Below are 21,571 nucleotides of genomic sequence, written 5' to 3'. Positions count from 1 at the left end.
TAAAATTGTAATTATTTTTGAATCTGTTTATTCTTATATTTTCCTAAAAAAGTATCTGGTATTGAAATATATGCCCCATCACAACACATATTATACCCATGCCTTTTGCTATATCAACCCATCCAATCCGCTCTCCTTTCATTTGCAGAAAAGTCATTTACAGATCTTCGATCATATTCAGCATCTTTTCGGTAGCCTTTACCGCTGCTTCTGTCTGGTCGGCATCAAGACCTCTTGTCTTGAAAGTCTTTCCATTAAATTCCCACGTAATTACCGTTTGCACCAAAGCATCGGTACGCCCGCCGGGTGGTATATAAACAGCATAGTTCACTAACGTAGGGGTCGGCTTACCCAAACGTGAGTATATCTTATACAAGGCTTTCGAAAAGGCGTGGTACTGTCCGTCCCCCGGTGCAGTCCATTCATGTTCCTGCCCTTCAATCTCAACTTTTACCGTAGCTGTAGGACGTAAGCCCTTTGTCAATAAAAATGCAAATGACAATATCTTGATTTTTCTTTCCTTTTCGTTATTTTTCAAGACATCCGAAATGATATATGGCAAATCGTCTTGCGTAATAATTTCTTTTTTATCTCCCAGTTCTATCACTCGGTTTGTCACTTTAGTCATATCATCCTCGTCGAGTTCAATACCCAAAGCCTCAATATTCTTTCGTATATTAGACTTACCGGACAATTTAGCTAATGCGTATTCACGCACACGGCCAAAACGTTCCGGAAACAGATCGTTATAATACAAGTTATTCTTATTATCCCCATCAGCATGTATCCCGGCACACTGAGTGAAGACATTATCTCCCACAATTGGCTGATTAGCAGATATTACCTGTCCCGAATAGGATTCTACTACACGGCTGACCCTATTTATATTTTCTTCTTTTATTGAAGTCTTCAATTTCAATTGGTCGTGAAAAACTGCAATTACACTAGCCAAAGAAGCATTTCCTGCTCGTTCGCCCAGTCCATTCATCGTCAGATGCACACCTCTCACTCCCACTTCTGCCGCCACCATCGTATTCGCTACAGCCAGATCATAGTCGTTGTGAGCATGAAAGTCAAAATGGAGGTCGCTATAACGGTTTATCATCCGGCGACAACAGCGCCATACGCTATGTGGATTCAATACTCCTAAAGTATCGGGAAGCATAAATCGCTTTATCGGCAAATCCTTCATTCCATCCATCATATAATAGACGTAATCTTCGGATTTCACAATTCCGTTAGACCAATCCTCGAGATACACATTAACTGTTATACCCAATTTTTGAGCCAATTCCACTTCAGCCTTAATATCATCAAGATGTTGTTCAGGCGTTTTGCGGAGCTGTTCGGTCACATGCTTATACGAACCTTTTGTCAGCAGGTTTATAGTTTTACATCCTGTGTCTTTTATCCAATTGAGCGAAGCTCCCTTATCTATAAATCCTAATATCTCAATATTATCTATATATCCTGCGGATTTTGCCCAATTAGCGATTTTTTTTACAGTTTCAAACTCACCACTCGAAACACGTGCCGATGCTACCTCGATACGATTTACGCCGAGATCGACCAGCAACAAGTGAGCTATACTCATCTTCTCCTGAGCCGAGAACGAAACACTCGATGTTTGTTCGCCATCTCTCAGGGTTGTGTCCATTATTTCTATCATGGTAATCTTTAATTTTCTTAATTACTTAATATCAAACCGCACTTGCAAGACACCAACTGCACTGTCGGCTTTTGGCGTTAAATTCAATCTGATACTTTCTACAACAAAAGAATCTCCATCAGAATGCACAAGATTAAATTGATCTTTGAGCAAACTATATGAATCGGTACTGTATAATGGGAATGGCTTCCAAGAGCCTCTATCATCTTTATACTCCAAGTTCCAAACATCCGGCAAACGAACTCCGCCGTTGTCGTCATACCAATAAACCGAAAAGGCTTTTATATCAGTAGGCTTCTCGAAGGTAAAATCAATGCTTTGCTTTTCACCCTTTTTGTTCCAAGAAGTCCATCGATTGATTTCTGTATCCTTAGAATTCTTCGGATGCTTTCCGTCAACAATAGAGAATACATTTTCGCCTTCGTTTGTATAAGTCGCTTTTATATCTTTTATTGCTACAGGAAGAATAGCGACGCTTTCACGCACTTTCTTTTCATTCTCAGCAAACCAAATATTCATTGTCGAAACTCCTCGATTATTCCATGCATAATATGGAATAAGATTGAGTGAAGCCTGATGAACATTCCCTTTTACATCTATATAATCCGCCGAAACATTTTTTATAAGGTCTATCCCCTTCAATATTCCGGTATCATCTCTCTGTACCTTAGCATCTGTTGAAACTTTAGTCAGATAATACCTGTTCACATCTTCAGTATTATCAATACCCTCTGCACAATATACTAACGGACCTCTAGAGATAGCTACCCTGTCATTGTCTGCTTTCACTTCGTTTATAGCATGAGAAAAACGAACAGGCATAGGTAGTTTAAGCTCTACTTTATCCCCTTTCTTCCATTTTCTGGAGATAGAGACAAAACCTTTATCAAGAGAAACTTCACCTTTTTTAAAAGATAAATTTCCGATCTTCTTATCGTTTATATATAGTTCCCACGCTTTCGAATTATTATCAACATAGCGATACAATTTACCCGGGACAAACAGAGAACCGACCCACGTAGGAATTCGCATTTTTATTGAAAATGTCTGATCATTCTTTTCGGGGTTTACAGTTAATATGATACTTTCATCGAACGGATAATTCGTTTTTTGCTCTAGTGCCACTTTTCCAGATGTAAGAGCAAAATCTACTTTACTTCCGGTGTAGAAAGAACAATAAATTTCATTATCGGTATGCGCATACATCAAACCTGAAATTTGAGGAATAAGCCTCGCTAAATTTGTCGGACAACAAGCAGTTCCAAACCAATATGAACGATCGACTGTACCATCGGAGGCAAGAGGATTAACATAGAAAAACTTGTTTCCCTCAAGATTTACTCCCGCTAAAACATTGTTCAAGAGTGATACTTCGGCAACATCCATGTATTTCGCATCCTTTTCGAGAAGGAACATACGATGGTTAAAGAATACATTGCCTACAGCGGCACACGTTTCATTATATGCTTCCTTATTTGGCAAGTCATATTCAGGGCCAAAGCCTTCAATGCCATGTATAGCTCCCAGCCCACCTGTGATATGCATCCGTGTGTCCACAATATTGCCCCATATCTTATCCAAAGCAGGCGAAAGAGTAGTATCCCCCGTCAATGTACCTACATCAGACATACCCGAATAAAGATAAACCGCACGAACGGCATGTCCTACTGCTTTATCCTGCTTACGTACAGGCGCATGCTGCTGTGCATATTCGGGCGACATGGTTCCTTTACCATCGGGCACATAGGTTACACCTCGTATATCGATAAACTTTTTCGCCATATTGAGATATAGCGGATCTCCTGTCACACGATAAAGCTTCACCAATGCGATTTCTATTTCTTCATGTCCGGTAGCTTGATTTACAGGCTTACCACCATTGTAATTCGGATCCCCTTCAAAGAACACTTTATTTATATGCTTAGCACTCTTAGTCGCAATATCCAGCAGATTTCTTTTACCTGTAGCCTGATAGTATGCAGCCGCAGCCTCGTAAAGATGCCCCATGTTATACAATTCATGGCTGTGTACTACCCACGAATAAGGCTTATCGCCCATTCCTGCCCCACCCCACAATGGCGCAGTCTTATAAGCCCCTGTAATATGAGGAGGGTACAAATAGCCGTCAGGTTGTTGAGCCTGAGCTATAATATCTGCGATATCGTCTATCTGCTTTTCTAATTTTGGATCACGCTCCATCTTTAACAGATAGGCCGCACCTTCGATAACCTTAAACAAGTCGGAAGTGCTGAATCTGCTATCAGATGGTAAAGGCCCTTCGATCCCTTTCAGATAATTCGCTGTGCGTCGAAGATCTTCTACGGCAATTTCTGTCCGTTCGAATGCCACAGGAACCAATACTTCTTTTTGGATCCTCATTCTATTGTTCCAGAAATTATCGGTAAGAGTCACTTGCTCAAACGATACAGGAGTTAAGATATTCTGAGAATAAATATTCACAGAAGCCATAATAAAAATGAATATATAAATACCTTTTTTCATTTGGGGATATATCTCTTCTTATTCAGAACGATCTAGCTTTTCAACAATGATGACAGACATAATCTAATCGCAGATAGCTGCTTACTACATTTTTATAAAATTACAAAGGGCGTTCCGTTTCGTACTTTTCTGTCAATTCTTTTTTGGATAACAGATAGTCGATATCATCAAGTCCCTTCAATAGACATTCTTTCTTGTAAGGGTTGATTTCAAAACTTTCTGTTTTCCCCGTTACATTGTTTGTTATGGTTTGTTTTTCCAGATTGATTGTCAATGTGGCTTTTGGATCAGCATTTACACAAGCAAATATTTCGGAAAGAAACTCAGGTGTAACCACAACAGGAAGTACTCCGTTGTTTAGTGAATTGTTTCTAAAAATATCAGCAAAGAAGCTTGAAACAACAGCTTTGAATCCATATCCGGCAACAGCCCACGCTGCATGCTCGCGACTGGAACCGCTACCGAAATTCTTTCCGGCAACAAGTATCTCTCCGCTATATGTAGGGTTGTTGAGCACAAAATCGACTTTGGGACTTCCGTCTTTATTGTAACGCCAATCGGCAAAAAGATTATCACCAAAACCTTCTTTATCTGTCGCCTTCAAAAAGCGAGCCGGTATAATTTGGTCTGTATCCACATTCTCAATAGGAAGTGGAACGTATGTTGATGTAAGTGTTTGAAATTTTTCCATAATATAAATCAATGTGCCAATAAGATAATGTGCCGATATGTCAATTATCTCGATTTGGCGGTGTTTATTATTTTGTTAATTATCTTTTGTAAGATTTTTATATCTTCTAATAATTTGGTTTCAATAGGATACTGAATATTTACATATTGGCATATTAGAAAATTAGTCTTATTAAAGATTTCTAGGATCTGTAATCTTTCCTGTCACAGCAGCGGCAGCAGCCACAAGCGGACCGGCAAGAATAGTACGAGCTCCAGGACCCTGACGCCCTTCAAAGTTACGATTTGACGTAGACACTGCATATTTGCCGGCAGGAACCTTATCATCGTTCATCGCAAGACATGCCGAACAACCCGGTTGGCGAAGTTCAAAGCCAGCCTCCTTAAGAATATCATACAGTCCTTCATCCTTGATCTGTTGCTCTACTTTCCAGCTTCCCGGAACTAACCAAGCGATTACATTATCAGCCTTTTTCTTTCCTTTTACAAAGTTTGCAAACACACGGAAATCTTCGATACGTCCATTGGTACAACTACCTAGAAATACATAATCTATTGATTTTCCTTCTACCTTTTCTCCGGGTTTGAAGCCCATATAGTCCATAGACTTCTGGAAAGAGATACGTCCCGCCTCATCTATTTCGTCCAATGTAGGGATCGATTCATCAATACCCATACCCATACCCGGATTAGTTCCGTAAGTAATCATCGGCTTGATATCTGCGGCATCGAATGTCAACTCTTTATCAAATTTAGCACCTTCGTCAGTCTTTAATGTTTTCCAATATGCTAATGCCTTATACCACTCTTCTCCTTTAGGTGCAAATTCACGACCTTTCACATAAGAGAAAGTTGTCTCATCGGGAGCAACCAAGCCTCCACGAGCACCCATCTCGATACTTAGATTACATAGTGTCATGCGCTCTTCCATAGACATGTTGCGAATAGCCTCACCCGCATATTCTACGAAGTAGCCGGTAGCACCGCCGGTAGTCAACTTAGAGATCATATATAGAGCTAAATCTTTAGCTGAAACACCTTCACCCAATTTTCCGTTGAATGTGATGCGCATTGTCTTCGGACGTGTCTGAAGAATACACTGCGTAGCCAAAACCATTTCCACCTCACTGGTACCAATGCCAAAAGCAATAGCACCAAAAGCACCATGTGTAGAAGTATGGCTATCCCCACAAACAATAGTCATTCCGGGTTGAGTAAATCCGTTTTCCGGCCCTATAATGTGTACTACCCCATTTTTTTGATGTCCCAAAGGATAAAACAACTGAATTCCAAAATCTTGTGCATTTTTAGACAATGTATCCAACTGATTTCTCGAAATCGGATCTTTTACAGGCTGATCCTGATTGATAGTCGGCGTATTATGGTCGGCCGTTATCGTTGTTTTTTCGGGACGGTAGACTTTCAGCCCCCTCGCCCTAAGTCCATTAAATGCCTGAGGACTTGTAACCTCATGACAAAAATGGCGATCTATATACAATTGTGTGGGGCCATTTTCAACGGATGAAACCACATGTGCATCCCAGATTTTGTCGAATAGAGTTTTCATTTTTCAAGTTTATTTTTGTTGATTCAACTTTTGAATAATTTTTCGTCCCAAGTTTTGTCCCGGAACTTCAATAAATTTATGAGTAAAGACCGAGCATATATAGCCCGATGTGAATATACACAAATATGCTAATATAAAGTAAAATGTTGCAGATCTATCTAAAAAGCCATAATTTATAGCAATATAACAATAGATAAAAATTATTAGAACTAAATAAGACAATGTCCTTGGTCGACGGAAGTATTCGTTAGAAGTAAATTTACGACATAATGGAACGCCCCCCTTCTGAAAAGGAATATGAACCAGAATAACCATCAATATAGCTATTCCGCGAAGGCTGTCAATATATTCATATTTTTTAGTTTCCATTTACTGCTTTAGTATGAGAAATAGGATCCAAAGACAATTTTTTAATTAGTCTCTTACCTAAATTTTGCCCCGGCACTTCAATTATCCTATATGTTATACTGGATATGGCAAAAGCCACCCCCGCAACAACAATATACATCAATAGAAAATTAAGAAGCGATGTTGTAAAATCAGTAACCTCTATAATTCGGTAAAAACCAAATCTATTAAAAAGATACACAACGGCAAAATGCAAAAGATACATGCTGAAACTTACTTTTCCGACCTCTGCCAGAAAGCGATTAGAAAACAGCTTGAAGCTATATTTAGCCTGAATAATGAGTAATAATACAAACACAAGACTAAACATAATATGCTTCGGAACTGAGATATAACAAAATACGATCATCATTCCGATGAGGTACACCCATGTAAAAGGTTTTATTTCATGTTGTTCTCTATTCAAAAAGAAATAAGCTAATATCCCTAATGGGAATACCGGCAGTTGAACAAAAAAATTATACTCATGGAAATATGGATATATTGTATTCGCCTTGATGAAAGGATCAATAATCAACGCTAATGTCAAAGTAGACAGGAACAATAGTAGAGCAGCATTTACTGTTTTTACTTTACTGCATATAAACGGTAACATAAAGTAAAACAGGAACTCCACCGATACCGACCACCCTCCAGGCACATAATTATTGGTATGCTCAGGAATAAGCGCATTGGTAAAGAAAATGTTACTCAACACAGACCGAATTGGTATTGCCGAAAAATCGGGATTTACAAAATTGAATTGCAAGTACTTATCCAATGTAAAATAAATAATAGCTATATAATACATAGGTGCTATCCTAAAAAAACGACGAATAAAGAAATTCCGGTTTTTGTGTGGCTCATCCAGCCTATTGTAATGCGACATAGTCAATGTATATGCACTTACAATAAGGAAAAGTTGTACACCATATGCTCCATTCCCAATTATCGACAACAACAAACTATCTTTTGGAAAATAGTCGATCATGTTATCCAAAACTATACCAACATGAACAAGCACAACCAAAAGAATCGCTATTCCTCTCAAGCTGTCTATATATTGGTATTTTTGGGGCTCCATCTATTTTTACGTTGTCTGTGTCTTTTTTATTTTACAAATTTGTTTACTGCATTTATAAACGCCTCCGCCGAAGCAGTTACAATATCAGTATTTGCCGAAAAGCCGTAGTAATTTACTCCTTCGTGCTCTACCTGCATATGTACTTTTCCGATATCATCGCTACCTCTGTTTATCGCCTGAATCAGAAATTCTTCAATAACCATCTGACGTCGTATGATTTGCTTGATCGCTTTTATGGCAGCATCTACTGGCCCATTACCGGAAGCCGAGGCCTCAAATTTTTCGCCGGCAATATCAAGTCCTACATTCGCCACATTGCGTATTCCTAGTCCTGAGATCACCTGTAGATAATCCAACTTGATACGATGCATTTTATCTGTTTCTCTACCGGCTAAGATCAGAATATCCTCATCGGTAATATCTTTCTTCCTATCTGCCAAATCAAGAAAACGTTGATAATATTCTGCTAATGTATCATCATCGACTTCTATACCAAGCAAATTTAGTCTATTTTTCAATGCGGCACGTCCGCTTCTGGCAGTTAAAACGATGGCGTTATCATCAATACCGACGTCTTTAGGGTCGATAATTTCATAAGTAGAAAGATGTTTCAGAACTCCATCCTGATGAATACCCGATGAGTGAGCAAAGGCATTACGCCCTACCACAGCCTTGTTTGGCTGAACAGGCATATTCATCAGATTAGAAACCAAGCGACTGGTTGGATATATTTTTTGAGTATTGATATTTGTCTCAATTTTCAATTCTTTATGACTATGAATAGCCATAACAACCTCTTCCAAAGATGTGTTACCTGCACGCTCACCAATACCGTTTATTGTCACTTCCACCTGACGAGCTCCATTTAAGACACCCATTATAGAGTTTGCCGTAGCCATACCCAAGTCTTGATGACAGTGTGTAGAAAGAATAGCATTCTTCATATCCACATGATCAATCAGATATTTTATCTTAGCGCCATACTCCGTGGGCAAACAGTACCCTGTAGTATCGGGAATGTTTACAACAGTAGCTCCGGCATTAATTACGGCTTGTACCACACGTGCAAGATAAGCATTGTCGGTACGCCCTGCATCTTCGGCATAAAATTCAACGTCTTCCACAAAACGCTTCGCATATTTGACAGCAGCAGCAGCCCTTTCTATAATTTCGTCTTGTGTTGAATTAAATTTATGTTTAATATGATATTCCGAAGTTCCAATACCTGTATGTATACGTTTTTTCTTGGCATACTTTAAGGCTTCGGCAGCTACTTCTATATCTTTTTCCACAGCACGTGTAAGAGCACAGATTGTAGGCCAAGTAACAGCCTTGGATATTTCAACCACCGAGTTGAAATCTACAGGACTGGAAACAGGAAAACCAGCTTCGATTACATCAACACCGAGCATTTCGAGGGCTTTGGCTACTTCAATTTTCTCGATTGTGTTCAACTGGCAACCCGGAACTTGCTCTCCGTCTCTCAATGTGGTGTCAAAAATAAATAACTTGTCCATAACTGTTTTTAATTAAATCCTGATTATTCTACATAAAAAAAGCCTTTCTCATCTACTTTACAGTGAGAAAGGCTCTAGTTTTTTCTTTATCGTTTATACTACATAGCAATGCTCACTCTAAATTTCTCCAGAGCAGAATGAGTGAACTAATAATAACACTATGTAAATTCATATTCAATATTTACTTTATTGGCTGACAAAGTTATTTTATTTTTTCAGAAAAACAAATAAAAAGTTTTATTTTTTGATTTTGTTATGACATTTACACATTATAGGTAATTAAATCGATAAAACGTATCTTTGCACATATTTTACTAAATAAAATCATGATCACCACTTTTAACGAATATCTAAGCAAACATAATTATTCAGAATTTGATCTCAAAGCCGTACTTTTCGATATGGACGGAGTTCTGTACGACTCGATGAAATGGCATGCCAAATCGTGGAAAGAAACAATGGACGAATTTGATATACCAAGTACGCCCGAAGAATTCTACTTATATGAAGGGATGGTGGGTAGCCATACTATAAATCACCTGATGAAACGGGAAAAAGGAAGAGAAGCTAACGACAAAGAAGTAAATGCAATATATAAGCGTAAGACCGAGCTGTTTTCGGAATACAATGACGGAAGCCTGATTCCATGCGCTTACGACTTCGTTAAAAAAGTACATGACGAGGGTTTGACCTGTGCCGTGGTAACAGGATCGGGGCAACCAACTCTGATAGATAAATTGGAACATAATTTTCCGGGATTATTTAAGAAAGAACGAATGGTAACAGCCTTTGATGTGAAACATGGCAAGCCACACCCTGAACCTTACCTGATGGGACTGGAGAAAGCCGGACATCTGAAGCCAAACGAAGCGATTGTTGTAGAAAATGCACCTAGAGGAGTAGAAGCGGCGGTTGCCGCAGGCATCTTTACGATTGCTATAAACACAGGTCCGATGCCTGACAAAATATTAGCCGATGCAGGTGCAAACATCGTACTGCCATCGATGAAAGCCTTATATGAAAAATGGGATGAGTTATACAAATTAATAAAATCATAAAAGAAATAAGGGGACAAAAGAGCTGATAATACAACAAAATGACATTATTTACGTTTTTTAATTAGCGGTTCATTTTTTTTCTATCTTTGTGAGTCGATATGTATTGTATACAGTAGGAAAGGAAATGGGTAAATTATATGTTATACCTACCCCAGTAGGTAATTTAGAAGATATGACTTTCAGGGCAGTCAGACTATTAAAAGAAGTGTCTCTTATACTGGCTGAGGATACCCGAACAACAGGTATTCTGCTGAAACATTTCGAGATACAAAACAAAATGCAATCGTATCACAAGTTTAATGAACACAAGGCTGTGGCTCATATCGTAGAACGTATAAATACAGGTGAAGATATGGCACTGGTATCAGACGCCGGCACTCCGGGAATTTCTGATCCGGGATTTCTGATTGTCAGAGAATGTGTTGCTGCGGGTATTGATATAGAGTGTTTGCCGGGAGCAACGGCTTTTGTTCCGGCTCTTGTAGCATCGGGCATTCCTTGCGACAGATTCTGTTTCGAGGGCTTTTTACCTCAGAAAAAAGGGAGAATGACCCGCTTGAAGGTATTGGCTGAGGAAACAAGAACTATTGTATTATACGAATCTCCGCATAGGATATTAAAAACGTTAACACAATTAGCAGAATATATGGGGGAAGAACGATATGTGGCAACGTGTCGCGAAATCTCCAAAAGATATGAAGAAGTCTTAAGAGGCAGCCTCAAAGACTTAATATTACACTATACAATGAACGAACCCAGAGGAGAATTTGTTATAGTGCTTGCAGGTAAAGAAGAATAAATTTTTAAACTATAATAGAAAAAGAAATCTAACAACTTAAATATTAGTTTATGAAAAAATTAGTAGTTGGATGTCTATGCTTATTAGCATTAGCATCATGTAACGTAAAAAATTCGGATGAATATAAAGCTTTACAGGCTCAACGCGACTCTCTTCTTCAAGTTACGAGCAAAAGTAATAGCGAATTGGAGGAAATGAATACTTTGATTAACGATGTAGAAGAAAATTTCAGACAAATAAGAGAAGCTGAAAAATTCCTATCTATCGAATCTAAGTCTAAAGGTGAAATGTCGAATGATACAAAAACACGTATCAAAGACAATTTTGAAATGATCAATGAAATATTGAAAAAGAACAAAACTGATATTGACAAATTAAATAAAAGGCTAAAAAGCAATTCGGGACAAATGTCAGGCTTGAAAGCAACTATCGAACGTTTGAATTCTGAGTTAGTAGAAAGAGCTAACACTATTTCGGAACTTCAAAAATCATTATCAGCGCGTGACGAGCAAATAGCTTTATTGCAAACAGATGTACAATCATTAACTTCAAATGTAGAAACGCTGTCATCTCAGACTGCGGAACAAGCATCTAAGATTAAAGAACAAGACAAGGAGTTGAATACTGCTTATTATATGTTCGGCACAAGCAAAGAACTTAAAGAAGCTAAAATTGTTTCGGGCGGATTCCTTGCGTCTCCTAAGATTTTGAAAGAAAGCATTGAGAAGAGTAAGTTCATAAGAATAGACATTCGTGATACTCACAGTATTCCTGTTTACGACAAGAAAGCAAAACTCTTGTCAGATCACACTAAAGACAGTTATACTTTAGACAAAGATGCAAAAGGAACTATAGTTATCAAAATTACAGACTATAAGAGATTCTGGAGTTTAACTAAATTCTTAATCATCGAAGTAGGTTGATAATAAGAACGATATAATATCAAGAAGCGCTATCTGTAAAAGATAGCGCTTTTTTTGTAGCTAAATTCAAAAGCCAACACACTTTTTTCTATTATATTATTACTCTGAAGTGAAATACTCTCTAAATTTTGATAGAAAATAAATATTACTGTTATTTTTGTAACTTTGCATTATAAATGCATATCCTTTTGTTATGTCAAAATAACGAGGCTTCTCGTATCACTATCGATATGGGATACTTTGCTTCGTTTATCATAACAAAACAGCAACTTATTTTATCAATCACTTATACTTAGCGACAATGCCAGTAAATATCCCAAATAATCTTCCGGCTATAGAGATTCTAAAAAAAGAGAATATATTTGTTATGAGTCAATTAAGGGCTGACGAACAAGACATCCGTCCCTTGAGAGTACTCATACTAAATCTCATGCCGATAAAGATTATGACCGAAACGGATCTGATCAGACTATTGTCGAACAATCCGTTACAAGTAGAAGTTGACTTCTTGATGCTCGAAACACATGTATCAAAAAATACATCGGAAGAACATTTGCAGATGTTTTATAAAAGTTTTAGCGACGTAAAAGATGACTTCTATGACGGGATGATTATTACCGGAGCCCCGGTAGAACTCTACGAATTTAAAGAAGTGACATACTGGTCCGAGATATCTGCAATATTCGACTGGGCACGTACGCATGTTACATCTACACTCTATATTTGCTGGGCGGCTCAGGCGGCCATGTATCACTTTTATGGCATAAATAAATATATTCTTCCTGAAAAAATGTTCGGGGTATTCAAGCATGTAGTACATGACAAGAAGTTTCCACTATTCAGAGGCTTTGATGACGAATTCTACATTCCACACAGTCGCCATACTACGGTAAGAAGAGATGAAATACTAAATAGTGGCGGACTTAAAATATTGTCCGAGTCTGATGATTCGGGAGTAGGCATTGTGATGTCGCGCGGAGGGCGTGAGTTCTATCTAACAGGTCATTCAGAATATGCTCCTTACACGTTGAATAACGAATACGTAAGAGATGCAGAGAAAGGATTACCAATAAAAATTCCAAGCAATTATTACAAAAACGACAATCCGGCAAATCCCCCCGTAGTACGTTGGTCGGGACATGGAAATTTATTATTTAATAATTGGCTTAACTACTTCGTTTATCAAGAAACTCCATACGATAAAACTCAAATCAAAAATATGGGAGATCTTGATTTGATGAATGAAAAATAAAAAGGCATATCCTCTTTGTAAATTTATCTATATATAAGAAAGTTTCAACAACAAAAGGTAACACTCAAAAACAATAAAAAACGTGTTACTTTTGTTACTTTTTATTCAGAAACATAAAAGAAGACAATCACTTGCTTAAAGTACGAAAAATAGAATTACTCGCGCCTGCCAAGAACCTTGAATGTGGTATCGAGGCAATCAATCATGGTGCAGATGCAGTATATATAGGTGCTCCAAAGTTCAGTGCACGGGCTGCTGCCGGCAATACACTCGATGACATTAAGGCTCTGGCTGAATATGCACATTTGTATAATGCAAAGGTATATGTAGCTCTCAATACAATACTTAACGATAACGAACTGAAGGAAACAGAAGCACTGATATGGCAGCTATACAATAATGCCCGGGTAGATGCTCTTATTATTCAAGATATGGGCATTACGATGCTCAACCTCCCTCCTATTGCCCTACATGCAAGTACACAGATGGATAACCGAGGGGCTGACAAAGTAAAGTTTCTCGAAAAAGCAGGTTTTCAACAAATAGTACTACCCCGTGAGTTGACAATAGACGAAATACACGACATAGCAGTACAAGTGAACACACCTCTCGAAGTTTTTGTACATGGAGCATTGTGTGTATGCTATAGCGGGCAGTGTTACCTCAGTCAAGCTTTATCGGGACGAAGTGCGAATAAAGGAGCATGTACCCAATATTGTCGCCTACCTTATACTTTGAGTGATGCCAAAGGAGAAGAAATCATGGCAAAAAAGCATTTTCTATCGATGAAAGATCTCAATTTATCGGAGAACTTGGAAGAGCTGCTTGAAGCCGGAGTGAGTTCTTTAAAAATAGAGGGGCGACTCAAAGATATTTCGTATGTAAAGAATGTTGTTTCTTATTATCGTACCAAACTCGATCATATTATAGAAAGACATCCGGAATATATAAGATCATCGTCGGGAAAATCAAGTTATACATTTGAGCCAAATCTTGAGAAGAGTTTTAACAGAGGCTTTACAAAGTATTTCTTGCACGAACGCACAAATAATATGTGGTCGCTGGACTCTCCAAAGTCTGTAGGAGAACCGATTGGCAAAATCACTGAGGTTACAACAAGATATATCAAGATAAATAGTAGCAAAAAGTTGCATAACGGAGACGGACTTTGTTTTTTCAACAACAAGAAAGAACTCGAAGGTATTAATGTAAACCGTGTAGAAGGAGATACCATATATCCGGCAACTATCCCTGAACTAAAAAAGGGAACTTATGTGTATAGAAACTATGACCATGAGTTTGAAAAATTATTATCAAAAAAGTCTGCCGAACGAAAAATAGAGACATGGATAATAATAAAAAAAATAGCATTTGGCTTTTCTCTTCAGATTAGGGATGAGAATGATAATCACGCAACCATCAACTTTGAATTAGAAAAACAACCTGCTCAAAAAAATCAAACTGAAAATATACGGAACAATCTGAGTAAAACAGGTAATACAATATTTAAGGTGAACTATGTAATCTTTGACTTCGAAAACAGCTGGTTTATTCCGGCCTCTGTTCTATCGGAATGGAGAAGGCAACTCATAGACAAGCTATTATCTGTTCGAAGAATCAGATATCGTCAAGATATTATCCCTCATAAACAGACCTCTCATGCCTTTCCTGTTTCCAATATTACATATCTCGGAAATGTGATGAATGAGAAGAGTAAGCAGTTTTACGTTCAGCATCAGTCTGCGGTAACACAGCCTGCTTTTGAGAAGCAAGCACAGAATGATGTTCCTTTGATGTTTACCCGTCATTGCATTAAACAGTCATTAGGTTGGTGTCCTAAAGAAGGCAATGAAAAACATCCGTATAAAGAACCTTTTTATCTGGTATACAACAATACAAGACTGAGACTTTTTTTTGATTGTAAAAATTGCGAAATGAAGGTATTCAATGACTCCATTAATTAATATTTTATCTATCTTTAGCCCCCATAAACGTGGAACTCTATGTTAAGAAAAATATTCAGGTATACATGGCCTCCGGCAATAGTTGCCATTATTATATTTTATTTATGTTGCCTTATCGCTCCAAAAGATGTTCCCGAGATCGATTTTTGTCTTTTTATCCCCACAGATAAGATTGTTCATTTTTTGATGTATTTTGGGCTGGCCGGAGTAGCTTCGTTTAATTATATCTACGATAAGCGAGGTAAAATTATTATACTAAAGCTTATCCTTTTTGCACTATTGGTTCCTATTATATATGGAGGCCTGATTGAGATACTTCAAAGTAAATATTTTCCCGGAAGAAGCGGAGACTGGTACGATTTTTTGGCTGATGCCTTAGGAGCAATAGCATCCCTTCCATTCTCGTTTTGGTTTAGACGATTTTTATTAAATAAAGAATTAAGAGAACAAGAAATATGAAAAAGCTTTCAATTATTTTATTTTTATTATTTACATCCGTAAATATATTCTCACAAGAAAACATTGACTATCAATATAAAGTAAAAGTTGGTGATATAGCTCCTGACTTTGAGATGAGCTTACCATCGGGAAAGACAATCAAACTGTCATCTCTCAGAGGAAAGGTTGTAATGCTACAATTTACAGCCAGCTGGTGTGGTGTATGCCGAAAAGAAATGCCACATATAGAAAAAGATATCTGGCAAAAACATAAAAACAACCCCAATTTTGCTCTATTTGGAATTGATAGAGAAGAACCCGCAGAAACAGTTCTAAAATTTGCGAAGGCAACAGGTGTCACCTACCCTATCGGGCTTGATCCTAAAGCGGATATATTTGCAACCTATGCAGAAAGAGAAGCGGGCATCACCAGAAATGTTATTATAGACAAGGATGGTAAAATTGTGATGTTGACTAGGCTTTTCAAAATGGAGGAGTTCAACGAAATGGTATCGTTAATAGATTCGTTGTTAGCAAAATAAATACGGATATACAGTATAAAACCGTATAACTTTTATTTAGGACTATAACCAATGAATATAGTAATTATTAAATACAACGCAGGAAATATATTCTCGGTAGAACATGCTTTCAAGCGACTTAGCATCGAAGCTGTTGTTACACGAGATAAAGAACTGATACAGAAAGCTGATAAAGTAATTTTCCCCGGTGTAGGTGAAGCCAGTTCTACGATGCAACATTTACAACAAACAGGGCTAGATAAACTTATTCCGGACTTAAAGCAGCCTGTGTTAGGAATCTGCTTGGGAATGCAACTTATGTGTTCTCACTCGGAAGAGGGAAATGTAGACTGCCTCAATATATTCGACACGGAGGTCAAACGATTTGTACCGCAAAAACATGAGGATAAAGTACCTCACATGGGATGGAATACAATTTCCAATGTGAAGAGTGACTTATTTGATATCTCTTTAGAAAACCAATTTGTGTATTTTGTTCACAGTTATTATGTGGCTATTAGCGAACATACAGCTGCTGTAACCGATTATATACATCCCTTCAGTGCGGCGATGCATAAGGAAAACTTTTATGCAACGCAGTTTCATCCCGAAAAAAGTGGTAGCGTAGGTGAAAGTATATTAAAGAACTTTCTGAAAATAAAATAGATTTTCCCCCTCATGAAAAGGAATTATATATTTGAGGTTAACTTTGCAATTTATTAAGTATAGTAGTTTCTCTTTATATACTCTGATATCTTATTGATATCCACCGATGTTTGTCCCATTATATACATACACACGAGTTCACATTCTTCCATTTCGGTCAATTCATACTCCTTATGAGGGCTAGCTGCACGCCGCCTGATTATTTCTATGATTATTTTCTTTCTCAACTTCTGCATGACTATTTCGTCTTGCTTTGCCTTTTGATTTATCGTTCCATTCAGCGTGCTCATAATAGTTGTATTAGTTCATTCAGGTTCGGATTTGGCTAAGATAATGTAAAAGTTAATTACTTAAAAGAGATCGGAAGATGCTTTCTAACATAAAAGGAATACAGAAATGTAATATGATATGATTCGTGCATAATTTGTATGAAAAAAGACATTATAAATTTTGAAAAAATAAAAATTGCCTCTATATTTGCAGTCTCAATTGCGAAAGTAGCTCAGTTGGTAGAGCACGACCTTGCCAAGGTCGGGGTCGCGGGTTCGAATCCCGTCTTTCGCTCGAATGTGACAAAGGTCGCATTTTTTTGTTTTAAAGCAAGCGCACGTGGTGAAATTGGTAGACACGCTACTTTGAGGGGGTAGTTTCCGTAAGGATGTGCGAGTTCGAGTCTCGCCGTGCGCACTAGCATTCAAATTAACCCATTGATTAACAATAGTTTTTCAATGGGTTTTTTCATTAGGGGAAACGACTGGGGAAACGTTCGAGATTTGTCGATCATACCCATTGTGACTCATTGCCTGAAAATCTAACAAAGCTACTTCTTGTTCTAACGCTCTATTTTTACTCAAAGCATCTTGTAATTGTTTTCGTAATGAAGCTATTATTTTATCTTTTTCGTCCATTAGAATAATCTTAATTCATTTTCTGCATAATCACCTTGATATACTGTTCCGCCATTAGTATAACAGCTATATTTTCCATCCTCTGTATATCGTTTTACTCTCATTTGTTTTCCTGTTGCTAGAAGAATGACTAAATCATCTTCTTTAAACTTATTTTCATCCTCTGGTATTGATCCAAAATATTCTATTTTTTGAGAAGATTGAATTTGAGAATTATCATTTGAACCTAGATATTTGTTTTTAATTTCACGAATATCATTTGTCATACCCCAAATTTTGAAAAATAAAATAAGTTGTAATATTCCAAATACTAAAATAATAATAGCTAATAGTGGATCCATAATTCTATAATTAGATTTTACAATTGATCTCTTCTCAATTTACCGGCAACTTTATATAGATGTTTGATATCATTTATATAGATGTCTTTGTCGGGGTATTTACGCCTTCCATCAGGGTTTATTTCAGTATTATATGATGTCATGGTTATGTATTCATTTCCTTTAGAACTCTCATATATATTCTTGATATATCGATCTTCGTTTGTGATAACGACGTAGCATTGCCCGTAGTCAAAATCATTACGCCCTGCTATTGGACGTACAAAAACCACATCACCCGATTTAAAACGATCGTACATACTATCACCATAAACCATTATGCCGTAACAACCATCAAATTTTGGAATATTAACCCATTCTACAACTTCGTTTTCATTGCCCTCTAACCCCACACCATGACCAGCAGAAACACGTATATCGAGGATTGGTTGTTTGTTTATATTTGAAACAATTACTGGAGCAACAATATTGCCGCTTCTCAGCATCTCTCCGTCGCCTTTTAGTAGCCAATTTATATCGAAAATACCATCAAAAGTTTCATTAAACCTATTCAGAAATTTATCGGTCAGATAACTCTTGTTCCCTTTTAAGGCGTATCCTATATTAACATTATTAGCTGACATTTTATCTGCTAAATCCAATTGGGTATTTATGATACCTTCTCCCCGCAAATAATTAAATGCCTTTAAAAATCGTTCCCTCTTTTCCTTCATGCTAATTTATTTAGTATACATTTGTATCGTAATCAATTAAATTTTTTTCATTAACTAAAGATTGCTTCTATGTCAATTATTATATCATTCATATCTATTCTGATATCCATAGTCAATATTTGCTATATAGTCATATCTGACAGGAGATATCAGAAAAGAAATTATAAATCAAGGACCTGAATTCTCTCTTGATTATTACCTGATTCATCATCCCATATAAACTTTATTTCCGGAACATGTATATGTCCAACTATTAACATAATAGGTATCTCAAAGCTATCCATGTGATTTAATAATGGATATGGTAATACTCGATCTGGAATTCTTACCGAAATACCAGATTTTTCATAATCAAAAATAATCGATTCTATTCGGATATTTCTAGCAGTAGACACCCCTGTATTTGTTACTAAAATACTATATGAGCGCATACGTCTACCTTTGTTATCAAAGTATTCTTCAGTCTTAATTTCAGCACGAACACATGCTCTTTTCCTTTGCTCAATATCTTCTGTCTTAATTTTTATATCGAGTTCATTTATTTGCTTTTGTTGCTTTTTTATTCTCCACCCTGAAAATAAAAAAGAAGCAATTGCAATGAATAAGCTACCCGATGCAATTAAGTCTGATAGTCGAATCTCCATTTTCTTAATTAAAGTTAAATACTAAACATTTAAGTATCTCAATCGCTAAATACTAATTATTTTAGTATATTTGCACTTGTATTTCTAAAATACAGTATCAAATTTAAGTAAAAGGAAAATACTAACAAATAAAATTCAGATCTAAATGAATAAGTTAACGTCAGAAGGTCAAGAAGCAAAGTCATTCAGAGAATATTATGATTCCTTGCCTAATCAATTTGAGACACCTCCTCCCAAAAAAGTTTTTCGAAATCGAATGGCTGAGATAACAGGATGTTCTCTTTCTACAGTTAATGGTTGGATAGCCGGTGCATACCAGCCAAATGCTTCAGCTAAGATCCTTATTGAGAAAGAACTTGGTATTTCAGCCGAAGTATTATTCCCTGAAAAATCTATAGAGTCATGCGAGCAATAGAATTCTATATGACTCCTAAAGGAGAAGTCATGCTTAAAGAAGAAGGTAAGCCAGAACATCAGCTAAAAGAAACAGATTACGCGGTCATTTCTTCATTTCTTGCTGTACTCGAAGAGTTCTACCCCGAAGCGCACAAAAAGCTAATGGAAGAATATGCTCGCAGTGAAAAGCGACGGACTTATCGAGATTTCCTCGCTGTTCGTCGATTCGTTAAGTGTAACATGGGAAACTATGATAACACACTTGATTTGGACGAAAACTGGAATTTCAAATTTGAATTTGTAAGTTGTCCTCTTCGTGGAGAATGTACCGGACAAGGTGTGATATGCTCACCCAAATTCAATTCTAAGTTATCAGAACGTCAATTAGATGTAATGAAAATGTGCTACGATGGTAAATCCGATGAAGAAATAGCAGAAGAGCTATATATCACATTAGATACAGTAAAAAACCATCGAAAAAATAGCTTTCGTAAACTTTCAATACACTCTATGGCCGATTTTATAAGATACGCGAATAGGAATAATCTTTTCAATCCTTAACAATAATGGGTATAAAAGCGCAAACAGTCTATCAGATTGATGCTGAAGAAATGGAAAAATTCTTCAATCTTAAAATGGAAGGTAAAGCCGTGGATGCATTCTGCAATCGTTTTTCAAACACATTAGTTACTCCGGAAGATGTTGCTAAGATTCATAATGTAAGTATAGCTACTGTATATAACTATTGTAAAGATGGATTGATATTACCGGAACATAGAGAAAAAGATTATTGTGCTTATCGTTTTCGATTAAGTGAAATATTAAAATTAGACTTTTCAATTCTGAAAAAACAATTAAAGATTAGACAAAAATAATATTAATTAGGATACTTAGGCAAAGTGTTGTCAAAGGTTTACTAAAATATCGACTCGCTAAATCCACGATGAGTAAACAATCCTTGTAAAATTACAGATTATGAAAAAGATAAAGAATAAAGATAAACTCTATATAGCCTATTTCGCTCTTTCATGGGCTCCGCTGGCTATAAATGATGAAGCTCCGCTTTGGGCTATTGCCCTTGTAGTCTTAAATCTCTGGAATGCGGCAAGATTGATAAAACAAGTACCACTGAAAGTAGTAAACTGAAATGGAAATAATACTTCTGATATTGGCATTTGTGGCTTATATAATCTTCATTGCATTTATCGCTGTAGTTTTCGCTATATGTTGTATTCCAAAATATAAGACAAAAACTGAATATAATAATTCAAAATCTGATGAAAAGACCCACATACAACAATAAGAATTTTCTATTACCGGATAGCCCCAGAAGTATGGCTTCTTACCATGCAAAGGTTATGGAAGATAGCATCATGAAACTAACGATCCACGATTGTAAAGGAAGCATTCAACTTCACAACGACTTGAATGATCCTGAACAGGCGAAAGAAGCATACCTGAAATTAGAATCTCTTGCAACAGGTATAAAAAATCAACAGGAATACATTTCGAAATATTTCGATTTCAAATAA

At 36.9% G+C, this 21,571-nt stretch carries 24 protein-coding genes and 2 tRNA genes; 15 read left to right on the top strand and 11 right to left on the bottom strand.

Annotated features, from left to right (window positions below; all coding sequences use genetic code 11):
* Positions 1–157: 157 nt before the first annotated feature.
* The 6 genes from B3P17_RS06455 to B3P17_RS06430 all read right to left on the bottom strand — a co-directional run bounded on the left by B3P17_RS06455 (position 158) and on the right by B3P17_RS06430 (position 9,416).
* Positions 158–1,669 carry an alpha-isopropylmalate synthase regulatory domain-containing protein gene (locus B3P17_RS06455; protein WP_291104545.1) on the bottom strand — a complete coding sequence of 504 codons (1,512 nt, stop codon included), beginning with the start codon at positions 1,667–1,669 and terminating at the stop codon, positions 158–160.
* A gap of 21 nt (positions 1,670–1,690) precedes the next feature.
* Positions 1,691–4,171: a glycoside hydrolase family 127 protein gene (locus B3P17_RS06450; RefSeq protein ID WP_252638881.1), complete on the bottom strand. Its 2,481-nt coding sequence runs from the start codon at positions 4,169–4,171 to the stop codon at positions 1,691–1,693.
* A gap of 100 nt (positions 4,172–4,271) precedes the next feature.
* On the bottom strand, positions 4,272–4,862 hold the full coding sequence (gene leuD / locus B3P17_RS06445) for a 3-isopropylmalate dehydratase small subunit (protein ID WP_252638880.1): 591 nt from the start codon (positions 4,860–4,862) through the stop codon (positions 4,272–4,274).
* 171 nt (positions 4,863–5,033) lie between these two features.
* The gene (gene leuC / locus B3P17_RS06440; RefSeq protein ID WP_252638878.1) at positions 5,034–6,428 is read right to left on the bottom strand and encodes a 3-isopropylmalate dehydratase large subunit; all 1,395 of its coding nucleotides are present in this window, start codon (positions 6,426–6,428) and stop codon (positions 5,034–5,036) included.
* Between the two features lie 358 nt (positions 6,429–6,786).
* The gene (locus B3P17_RS06435; protein ID WP_252638877.1) at positions 6,787–7,899 is read right to left on the bottom strand and encodes an acyltransferase family protein; all 1,113 of its coding nucleotides are present in this window, start codon (positions 7,897–7,899) and stop codon (positions 6,787–6,789) included.
* Positions 7,900–7,925: 26 nt separating this feature from the next.
* On the bottom strand, positions 7,926–9,416 hold the full coding sequence (locus tag B3P17_RS06430; RefSeq protein ID WP_006842998.1) for a 2-isopropylmalate synthase: 1,491 nt from the start codon (positions 9,414–9,416) through the stop codon (positions 7,926–7,928).
* 326 nt (positions 9,417–9,742) lie between these two features.
* On the opposite strand from B3P17_RS06430, the gene B3P17_RS06425 reads away from it, so the two are divergent.
* The 8 genes from B3P17_RS06425 to hisH all read left to right on the top strand — a co-directional run bounded on the left by B3P17_RS06425 (position 9,743) and on the right by hisH (position 17,037).
* Positions 9,743–10,474 (top strand): HAD family hydrolase, encoded by a 732-nt coding sequence (locus B3P17_RS06425; RefSeq protein ID WP_291104539.1) that lies wholly within the window; start codon positions 9,743–9,745, stop codon positions 10,472–10,474.
* 124 nt (positions 10,475–10,598) lie between these two features.
* Positions 10,599–11,273: a 16S rRNA (cytidine(1402)-2'-O)-methyltransferase gene (rsmI, locus tag B3P17_RS06420; RefSeq protein WP_252638873.1), complete on the top strand. Its 675-nt coding sequence runs from the start codon at positions 10,599–10,601 to the stop codon at positions 11,271–11,273.
* A gap of 50 nt (positions 11,274–11,323) precedes the next feature.
* Complete coding sequence (locus tag B3P17_RS06415; RefSeq protein ID WP_291104513.1) at positions 11,324–12,196, top strand: hypothetical protein; 873 nt, start codon at positions 11,324–11,326, stop codon at positions 12,194–12,196.
* Positions 12,197–12,497: 301 nt separating this feature from the next.
* A complete protein-coding gene (gene metA, locus B3P17_RS06410; protein ID WP_135105072.1) occupies positions 12,498–13,448 on the top strand; it encodes a homoserine O-acetyltransferase MetA in 951 nt (316 codons plus the stop codon).
* Between the two features lie 131 nt (positions 13,449–13,579).
* The gene (locus tag B3P17_RS06405) at positions 13,580–15,412 is read left to right on the top strand and encodes a peptidase U32 family protein (protein ID WP_252638872.1); all 1,833 of its coding nucleotides are present in this window, start codon (positions 13,580–13,582) and stop codon (positions 15,410–15,412) included.
* A gap of 39 nt (positions 15,413–15,451) precedes the next feature.
* Positions 15,452–15,871 carry a VanZ family protein gene (locus B3P17_RS06400; RefSeq protein ID WP_252638870.1) on the top strand — a complete coding sequence of 140 codons (420 nt, stop codon included), beginning with the start codon at positions 15,452–15,454 and terminating at the stop codon, positions 15,869–15,871.
* On the top strand, positions 15,868–16,392 hold the full coding sequence (locus B3P17_RS06395) for a TlpA family protein disulfide reductase (protein ID WP_252638868.1): 525 nt from the start codon (positions 15,868–15,870) through the stop codon (positions 16,390–16,392). Before B3P17_RS06400 ends, B3P17_RS06395 begins: the two co-directional genes overlap by 4 nt.
* 51 nt (positions 16,393–16,443) lie before the next feature.
* On the top strand, positions 16,444–17,037 hold the full coding sequence (gene hisH, locus B3P17_RS06390) for an imidazole glycerol phosphate synthase subunit HisH (protein WP_252638866.1): 594 nt from the start codon (positions 16,444–16,446) through the stop codon (positions 17,035–17,037).
* A gap of 53 nt (positions 17,038–17,090) precedes the next feature.
* Here hisH and B3P17_RS06385 read toward each other — a convergent pair whose 3' ends face one another.
* Positions 17,091–17,327, bottom strand: a complete 237-nt coding sequence (locus B3P17_RS06385; protein WP_252638864.1) for a hypothetical protein — start codon at positions 17,325–17,327, stop codon at positions 17,091–17,093.
* Between the two features lie 201 nt (positions 17,328–17,528).
* Here B3P17_RS06385 and B3P17_RS06380 point away from each other — a divergent pair.
* Positions 17,529–17,601: transfer RNA gene (locus tag B3P17_RS06380), tRNA-Gly, on the top strand.
* Between the two features lie 39 nt (positions 17,602–17,640).
* A tRNA-Leu gene (locus B3P17_RS06375) sits at positions 17,641–17,724 on the top strand.
* Between the two features lie 38 nt (positions 17,725–17,762).
* On the opposite strand, the gene B3P17_RS06370 is transcribed toward B3P17_RS06375, so the two are convergent.
* From B3P17_RS06370 to B3P17_RS06355, 4 genes are all read right to left on the bottom strand, one after another.
* Entirely contained in the window at positions 17,763–17,945 is a 183-nt protein-coding gene (locus tag B3P17_RS06370; protein ID WP_291104505.1) for a hypothetical protein, read from the bottom strand.
* Complete coding sequence (locus B3P17_RS06365) at positions 17,945–18,286, bottom strand: hypothetical protein (protein ID WP_291104502.1); 342 nt, start codon at positions 18,284–18,286, stop codon at positions 17,945–17,947. The genes B3P17_RS06370 and B3P17_RS06365 overlap by 1 nt, the downstream gene beginning before the upstream one ends.
* Before the next feature lie 17 nt (positions 18,287–18,303).
* Complete coding sequence (locus B3P17_RS06360) at positions 18,304–18,999, bottom strand: S24 family peptidase (protein WP_291104499.1); 696 nt, start codon at positions 18,997–18,999, stop codon at positions 18,304–18,306.
* 161 nt (positions 19,000–19,160) lie between these two features.
* Positions 19,161–19,643, bottom strand: a complete 483-nt coding sequence (locus tag B3P17_RS06355; protein ID WP_291104496.1) for a hypothetical protein — start codon at positions 19,641–19,643, stop codon at positions 19,161–19,163.
* A 145-nt stretch (positions 19,644–19,788) separates the two neighbouring features.
* Between B3P17_RS06355 and B3P17_RS06350 the strand changes: the two genes are divergently transcribed.
* The 5 genes from B3P17_RS06350 to B3P17_RS06330 all read left to right on the top strand — a co-directional run bounded on the left by B3P17_RS06350 (position 19,789) and on the right by B3P17_RS06330 (position 21,571).
* Positions 19,789–20,058, top strand: coding sequence for a helix-turn-helix domain-containing protein (locus B3P17_RS06350; protein ID WP_252639668.1), 270 nt, complete (start codon positions 19,789–19,791; stop codon positions 20,056–20,058).
* Positions 20,046–20,600, top strand: a complete 555-nt coding sequence (locus B3P17_RS06345; protein ID WP_291104493.1) for a helix-turn-helix domain-containing protein — start codon at positions 20,046–20,048, stop codon at positions 20,598–20,600. The genes B3P17_RS06350 and B3P17_RS06345 overlap by 13 nt, the downstream gene beginning before the upstream one ends.
* Before the next feature lie 5 nt (positions 20,601–20,605).
* A complete protein-coding gene (locus B3P17_RS06340; RefSeq protein WP_291104490.1) occupies positions 20,606–20,914 on the top strand; it encodes a helix-turn-helix domain-containing protein in 309 nt (102 codons plus the stop codon).
* 100 nt (positions 20,915–21,014) lie between these two features.
* Positions 21,015–21,185 (top strand): hypothetical protein, encoded by a 171-nt coding sequence (locus tag B3P17_RS06335; RefSeq protein WP_291104487.1) that lies wholly within the window; start codon positions 21,015–21,017, stop codon positions 21,183–21,185.
* Positions 21,186–21,316: 131 nt separating this feature from the next.
* Positions 21,317–21,571, top strand: a complete 255-nt coding sequence (locus tag B3P17_RS06330) for a hypothetical protein (RefSeq protein ID WP_291104484.1) — start codon at positions 21,317–21,319, stop codon at positions 21,569–21,571.

The sequence above is a fragment of the Dysgonomonas sp. UBA7630 genome (genome assembly GCF_002483985.1).
GTDB lineage: Bacteria > Bacteroidota > Bacteroidia > Bacteroidales > Dysgonomonadaceae > Dysgonomonas.
This window is presented reverse-complemented; position numbering and strand designations above follow the sequence as displayed.